Raw genomic sequence first — 6,847 nt, forward strand, 5'->3', positions numbered from 1 at the left:
TGAGATTTTTGGCCAGTGCATTAGCCAGAGCCTGCAACTGTTTTTCGTCCATAAAGTAACCTGCTTTTGATGTTGGATTGAACATATCAAAATCAGGCAATTACACAAATTTATGTACAGGCTCGTGCCGTCGCCACACCCCGTAACAGCAATAACGAACCTTGTTACCAGTCGATGCCTTGCTGGGCCTTTATGCCTGCATCAAACGCATGTTTTGTCGGCCGCATTTCCGTTACCGTATCCGCCAATTCCAGCAATTCGCGGTGGCAGCCGCGCCCGGTAATAATCACGCTCTGATGGGAAGGTCGCTGTTGTAATGCGCTCACCACCTCCTCCAGCGCCAGATAGTCGTAGCTCACCATGTAGGTCAACTCATCCAGGATCACCAGATCGAGGGTAGCATCGGACAACATGCGTTTGCCGTGCTGCCAGACGGCTTGTGCTGCCAGCGTATCGCCTGTGCGATCCTGCGTATCCCAGGTAAACACGGTCGCCATCACCTGAAACTCAACGCCGCGATCGGCGAGCAGGTTGCGCTCGCCGTTGGGCCATTCACCTTTGATAAATTGAATCACGCCAACGCGCAGGCCGTGTCCCACCGCGCGTGTTGCGGTGCCAAAGGCTGCTGTGGTTTTACCCTTGCCGTTGCCGGTGAAAACCATCAGGATGCCACGCACCTCGTTGGCCGCGGCAATGCGTTCGTCAACCCGTTGTTTCAGCTTTTGCTGGCGCTGCTTGTGGCGATCGTTATCCATTGTCAGGGCTCCTTATACCGCTGGGCCGGGTTTTCTTCCCGGCTGTGCGTCGAAACTCATGCCGGTTTTGCGTTTGCTGTCATCGCCCATCAAATAAAGGTAGAGCGGCATAATATCAGCCGGGGTTTTGAGACGTAGGGGATCTTCATCCGGGAATGCGCTGGCACGCATTGCGGCGCGCGTCCCACCTGGATTGATACAGTTAACGCGCAAATGCTGGTTACGATACTCGTTGGCCAAGACCTGCATAAGCCCTTCTGTAGCGAATTTGGAAACTGCATAGGCTCCCCATTCCGCTCGGCCTACGCGACCCACGCTGGAACTGGTGAACACCAGTGAGGGGCTGGCGGCTTTTAGCAACAGGGGCAACAGCGCCTGCGTCAGCATAAAGGTGGCATTCACGTTAACTTGCATGACTTGATGCCAGGTCGCAGGATCCTGTTCGGCTATCGGTGCGATATCCCCAAGCAACCCCGCGTTATGCAAGTACACCGTCAAGGTGTGGTATCTGTTTTTCCAGGTCAGCCGTCAGCGCAGCGCACGTCTCGGCGGTGACTGTTAATAAATCGCAGGGCACAACCAGCGATGATGTCCCCGTTTCACGCAGGATTTCTGCTTGCACATCCTGTAATTTATGCTCGGTGCGACCCAGCAGGATAAACCGGGCACCGTAGCGCGCGTAAGTGAGCGCGGCTTCGCGCCCAATACCATCGCCCGCACCGGTGACCAGAATTAGGCGGTGTTTAAGAAGGTCATTCATAGGTTGATAATGCACGGTGCTTTCCTCTATACGCCGCAAACCATAAGACGTAACGGCAGTTATGCCTCAATGTGTCGGTGAATTCAATGCGCGTCGGGCGCATTCTTAGGCCACTGCGGTAAAAAACAGCAACAGGTGTAAAAAACCCATGAATAACATCGCCATATTTCACGCCATACGTTAGGCTGTCTTTTTGCTCTCGCGCCGGTTTGATGAAAACCGTGGAGTGGCGTAAGACGAGCGGTATGATGGTGTGGTGTGTCGCAGGCAACTGCGCAGGTAAACATCGGCGGCGTCATGATATGACTCAGTAAACGAGGGACGGTATTTGTGGAATTGCTTTCTCAGTACGGCTTATTTCTGGCAAAAGTAGTCACGATAGTGCTGGCCATTGGCGCACTGGTCGTGTTGACCTTTGGTGTCACGCAGCGAAAACGCCCGCGCAAAGGGGAGTTGCAGGTGATGAACCTGGGCGAACAGTATCGCGAAATGCAAAATGAAATGCGCGACACCTGCATGAGTGATGCGGAACGCAAACTGGTCGCGAAGCGGAAGAAAAAAGAGGACAAAGCTGCCGCTAAAGAAGATAAACTACGCGCCAAACGCGGCGATGAGAAAGTGGTGAAACCACGTCTTTACGTATTGGATTTTAACGGCAGCATGGATGCAGGTGAAGTCTCTGCGCTGCGTGAAGAAGTCTCGGCGGTGCTGGCGGTCGCTACGCTGCAGGATGAAGTGTTGTTACGTCTGGAAAGCCCCGGCGGTGTGGTGCACGGTTATGGGTTGGCCGCTTCTCAGTTGCAGCGCCTGCGCGATGGTGGCATTCGGTTGACCGTTGCAGTGGATAAGGTTGCTGCCAGCGGTGGATACATGATGGCGTGTGTGGCCGATCGCATTGTCGCGGCTCCGTTTGCCATCATCGGTTCTATTGGGGTAGTGGCTCAGATCCCCAACTTCAATCGGTTGCTGAAAAACAATGATATCGATGTGGAACTGCATACCGCCGGAGAATATAAGCGCACCCTGACGCTGTTTGGTGAGAATACGGAGCAGGGGCGTGAAAAATTCCGTGAAGAGCTGAACGTGACTCACGGTCTGTTTAAGCAGTTTGTCAAAGAGATGCGACCCACGCTGGATATCGATAAAACCGCCACCGGCGAGCATTGGTTTGGCACGCAGGCGCAAACGTTAGGGCTGGTCGATGCGATTGGCACCAGCGACGATTTACTGATTCAGGAAATAATCACGCATGAAGTGTTGAGTGTGCGCCATACGAGTCGCAAGCGCCTGCTGGATAAAATCATGGGGAACGCGGGTGACTCCGCTGAGCGTCTGTTGCTGCGTTGGTGGCAGCGGGGCAGCCACCCGTTCGTTTGATGCGTTTACCCCTGTGCGCGGCAAGATAGACCGCGTACAGGGATTACTCGCTTAGTCGATCAGTTGATACTTCTCTGACAATTCATGCGCCAAGTGCTTGAACATGTTAAACACCGCCGTGGTTTTTAATGTCGGCAGGCCGTTGTCATCCAGGAAATAATCCCCTTTAAATACTAGCACGCCGTTCTTCTGATCAACGTCGGTGACAATCATGCAGTGAAGATAGTCATCGTGGTTCTGAATCAGGCGGTTAGCCTGTTCCAATAGTGTCTGACGGTCGATCGGGGTTCTCTCTGTGGCGCTGTTCTCTGCGGCCATAGTCACGTTGTCTGACATGGTGTTACTCCTGCTGAAACTCATGGCGCTATTCTAACGCCACCCCGACGGCATCCGCTTGTGCTTTTTTGCGTTTTTTTTTTATGAACCTTTGAAAACAGGTTGATAAGACGACGTAATTTTTCTGAAGACTGCGCGGCTGTCAGCCGATAACGATGAGCAGTAGAGGTTGGCGAAAACCGCGTTTCCATGCTAATTAGGTTGCGTGGCGGCATTTATCAGGTAGAGTGTGGGATTTTGTATCGTTAAGCGGAAAAAATTCTTTACGGTGTTGCAGCAGCATAAGCGGCACCGCGGGCAGTTAACCGTCATTACAGAAAAAAACGTGGATGGTCATGTGGTTATGGAATGGTTTATTGACCGTTACGTACTCTTGAATCTCCACCTAGTGAAGCTGGAAGTACGCGAACAGGCGTAGCGGTAGAGAATAAATGACGTATATGTCCCTTGAAAAAGGGACCAGACGCCCTCAACAACACGTTAATATGAAGCATTCGGTAGGTAACAATACATATGGGTAAAGCTCTCGTCATAGTTGAGTCCCCGGCCAAAGCCAAAACAATCAACAAATATCTGGGCAATGACTACGTGGTGAAATCGAGCGTCGGTCATGTGCGTGATTTGCCGACCAGCGGTTCTGCGGCGGCGAAGAAGAGCGCTGAGCTTGGCAAAGCAAAAAAAGCCGGCAAAAAAGATGAGCGCACCGCGCTGGTCAATCGTATGGGGGTCGATCCGTACCACGGCTGGCAGGCTGATTACGAAATACTGCCCGGTAAAGAGAAAGTGGTCTCTGAACTGAAAACGCTGGCGGCCAATGCCGACCACGTCTATCTCGCAACCGACCTTGACCGTGAAGGGGAAGCCATTGCCTGGCACCTGCGGGAAATCATTGGGGGCGATGAAGGCCGTTTCAGCCGCGTGGTGTTTAACGAAATCACCAAAAATACCATCAAACAGGCGTTTGAAAAACCAGATAAATTAAATATCGACAGGGTCAATGCGCAGCAAGCGCGGCGTTTTATGGACCGTGTCGTGGGCTACATGGTTTCTCCGCTGTTGTGGAAAAAAATCGCCCGTGGGCTTTCTGCTGGTCGCGTGCAGTCAGTTGCAGTACGTCTGGTGGTAGAGCGCGAACGCGAAATCAAGGCCTTTATCCCGGAAGAGTACTGGGAACTGCATGCGGATTTGCTGTCATCGAGTGCCGCATTGCAAATGCAGGTGACGCACTTTGATGGCAAGCCGTTCAAGCCGGTTAATAAAGCGCAAACAGCGGCGGCGGTCAGCGTGCTGGAGGCCGCACGCTATGTGGTTGCGGAACGCGAAGACAAGCCCACCAGCAGCAAGCCGGGGGCACCTTTCATCACCTCCACGCTGCAACAGGCGGCAAGTACCCGCTTGGGGTTTGGTGTTAAAAAAACCATGATGATGGCACAGCGCTTGTACGAAGCGGGTTACATCACCTACATGCGTACCGACTCCACCAACCTGAGTCAGGATGCACTGACCATGGCGCGCGATTATATTGCGTCCAGCTTTGGTAAAGCTTACCTGCCGGAGAGCGCGAACCTCTACAGCAGTAAAGAAAATTCTCAGGAAGCACATGAAGCGATTCGTCCCTCGGATGTCGCCGTTCTGGCGGACGCGCTGAAGGATATGGAAGCTGATGCGCAGAAACTCTACCAGTTGATCTGGCGTCAATTCGTGGCCTGCCAAATGACTCCGGCCAAATATGACTCTACAACGCTGTTGGTGAACGCGGAAGGCTATCAACTACGCGCCAAAGGACGCACCCTACGTTTCGATGGCTGGACCAAAGTAATGCCCGCGCTGCGTAAAGGTGATGAAGACCGTACGCTGCCGACCGTTGAGGTAGGGGAAGTGATGTCCCTGGATAAACTGCTGCCGAGCCAGCATTTTACCAAACCACCTGCCCGCTATAGCGATGCCTCGCTGGTAAAAGAGTTGGAAAAACGTGGTATTGGTCGTCCATCTACTTACGCCTCTATCATTTCAACCATTCAGGATCGTGGCTATGTGCGGGTGGAAAACCGCCGTTTCTACGCGGAAAAAATGGGTGAAATTGTCACTGACCGTCTGGAAGAAAACTTCCGCGAGTTGATGAACTACGATTTTACTGCGCGCATGGAAAGTAGCCTCGATCAGGTCGCCAACAATCAGGCGGAGTGGAAAGGGGTACTGGATGAGTTTTTTGCCGAATTCAGCCAGCAGTTGGAAAAAGCGGAAATGGATCCGGAAGCGGGAGGAATGCGCCCCAATGCCATGGTGCTGACCACCATCGATTGCCCCACCTGTGGACGCAAGATGGGGATTCGTACCGCCAGCACCGGCGTGTTCCTCGGCTGTTCCGGCTATGCATTGACGCCAAAAGAGCGCTGCAAGACCACCATCAACCTGATTCCTGAAGCCGAAGTGCTGAACGTGCTGGAAGGGGATGAGGCTGAAACCAATGCGCTGCGTGCCCGCCGTCGTTGCGGCAAGTGCGGTACGGCGATGGACAGCTACCTGATCGATAACCAACGCAAACTGCACGTGTGTGGTAATAACCCAGCATGTGACGGCTATGAGATCGAAAACGGTGAGTTTCGTATCAAGGGATACGACGGTCCGGTGGTGGAGTGCGACAAATGTGGTTCCGATATGCACCTGAAAATGGGGCGTTTTGGCAAGTACATGGCCTGCACCAACGAAACCTGTACCAATACCCGCAAGATTTTGCGCAATGGTGAAGTCGCGCCGCCGAAGGAAGATCCGGTTCCCTTACCCGAACTGCCGTGCGAAAAATCCGATGCCTATTTCGTGCTGCGTGACGGTGCGGCAGGAGTATTCCTTGCCGCTAATACCTTCCCTAAATCGCGTGAAACCCGCGCGCCGTTAGTGGAAGAGTTGGTGAGATTCCGCGATCGCCTGCCGGAAAAACTGCGCTATCTGGCTGATGCGCCGGTGGAAGATACCGAAGGCAATAAAGCGGTGGTGCGCTTTAGTCGTAAAACCAAGCAGCAATACGTTGCTTCGGAGAAAAACGGTAAGGCGACAGGGTGGTCTGCATTCTATGTAGACGGTAAGTGGACCTCTGAGAAAAAATAACTCGCTGCCAGGTGAATAAAAGCCAACTTCCCCCGTCATTCCCGCGAAAGCGGGAATCTCTTGCAGAAGAAACGCGTTTATTCTCACAGAGATCCTCGGCTCTCGCCGAGTATGACGAAGCGTAAGTGATGTTGTAAGCCGTCTGAGCCAGCCTTTTGGGCTGGCTTTTTTGATCTGGGTAGGAAGATAGCGATCTAGGTGAGAGGATCGCGCCGCCGTGCGCTAGAATGAGCGCCCTCACTCAGCTCACGTTGAGGGCGATATTTTTATCGATGTAAAGATAATAGTTATATAACCGTCATTCCGCACCTGATTTTTCTTTTTTCGGGACTTGACGGTATTCTGAAGTTCTGAATTTATTACTGCTTTTTGCAGACCAATCAGCATAAGTACTCCCCACGTTACCATCCGTAACCTTGATCACTTAGGTCTCGTCGCTGCACTGTGCGATGAACTGAGTATTGCAAAAATGATCGATGCGGTATTGCCCAAAAAACACCAAGCCAAAGTCTCA

Annotated in this window: 5 protein-coding genes and 1 pseudogene; 3 read left to right on the forward strand and 3 right to left on the reverse strand. The window is 52.7% G+C overall.

Annotated elements, in window-relative coordinates; genetic code table 11:
* Positions 1 to 164: 164 nt before the first annotated feature.
* Both cobO and ACTBDZ_RS13310 read right to left on the reverse strand, forming a co-directional pair.
* Positions 165 to 755, reverse strand: coding sequence for a cob(I)yrinic acid a,c-diamide adenosyltransferase (cobO, locus tag ACTBDZ_RS13305; RefSeq protein ID WP_438815678.1), 591 nt, complete (start codon positions 753 to 755; stop codon positions 165 to 167).
* 12 nt (positions 756 to 767) lie between these two features.
* Positions 768 to 1,530, reverse strand: a pseudogene (locus tag ACTBDZ_RS13310) (YciK family oxidoreductase).
* Between the two features lie 315 nt (positions 1,531 to 1,845).
* On the opposite strand from ACTBDZ_RS13310, the gene sohB reads away from it, so the two are divergent.
* Complete coding sequence (gene sohB / locus ACTBDZ_RS13315) at positions 1,846 to 2,892, forward strand: protease SohB (protein WP_438815679.1); 1,047 nt, start codon at positions 1,846 to 1,848, stop codon at positions 2,890 to 2,892.
* Positions 2,893 to 2,943: 51 nt separating this feature from the next.
* Here the strand turns inward: sohB and ACTBDZ_RS13320 are convergent, their stop codons facing one another.
* Entirely contained in the window at positions 2,944 to 3,228 is a 285-nt protein-coding gene (locus ACTBDZ_RS13320; protein ID WP_438815680.1) for a YciN family protein, read from the reverse strand.
* Between the two features lie 513 nt (positions 3,229 to 3,741).
* Between ACTBDZ_RS13320 and topA the strand changes: the two genes are divergently transcribed.
* Together topA and ACTBDZ_RS13330 are read left to right on the forward strand one after the other, a co-directional pair.
* Positions 3,742 to 6,333, forward strand: a complete 2,592-nt coding sequence (gene topA / locus ACTBDZ_RS13325; protein WP_438815681.1) for a type I DNA topoisomerase — start codon at positions 3,742 to 3,744, stop codon at positions 6,331 to 6,333.
* Positions 6,334 to 6,718: 385 nt separating this feature from the next.
* Positions 6,719 to 6,847 (forward strand): DUF4277 domain-containing protein (locus ACTBDZ_RS13330; protein ID WP_438815682.1); only part of this gene is annotated, 129 nt, incomplete at its 3' end.

The sequence above is a fragment of the Symbiopectobacterium sp. genome (genome assembly GCF_051710365.1).
GTDB lineage: Bacteria > Pseudomonadota > Gammaproteobacteria > Enterobacterales > Enterobacteriaceae > Symbiopectobacterium.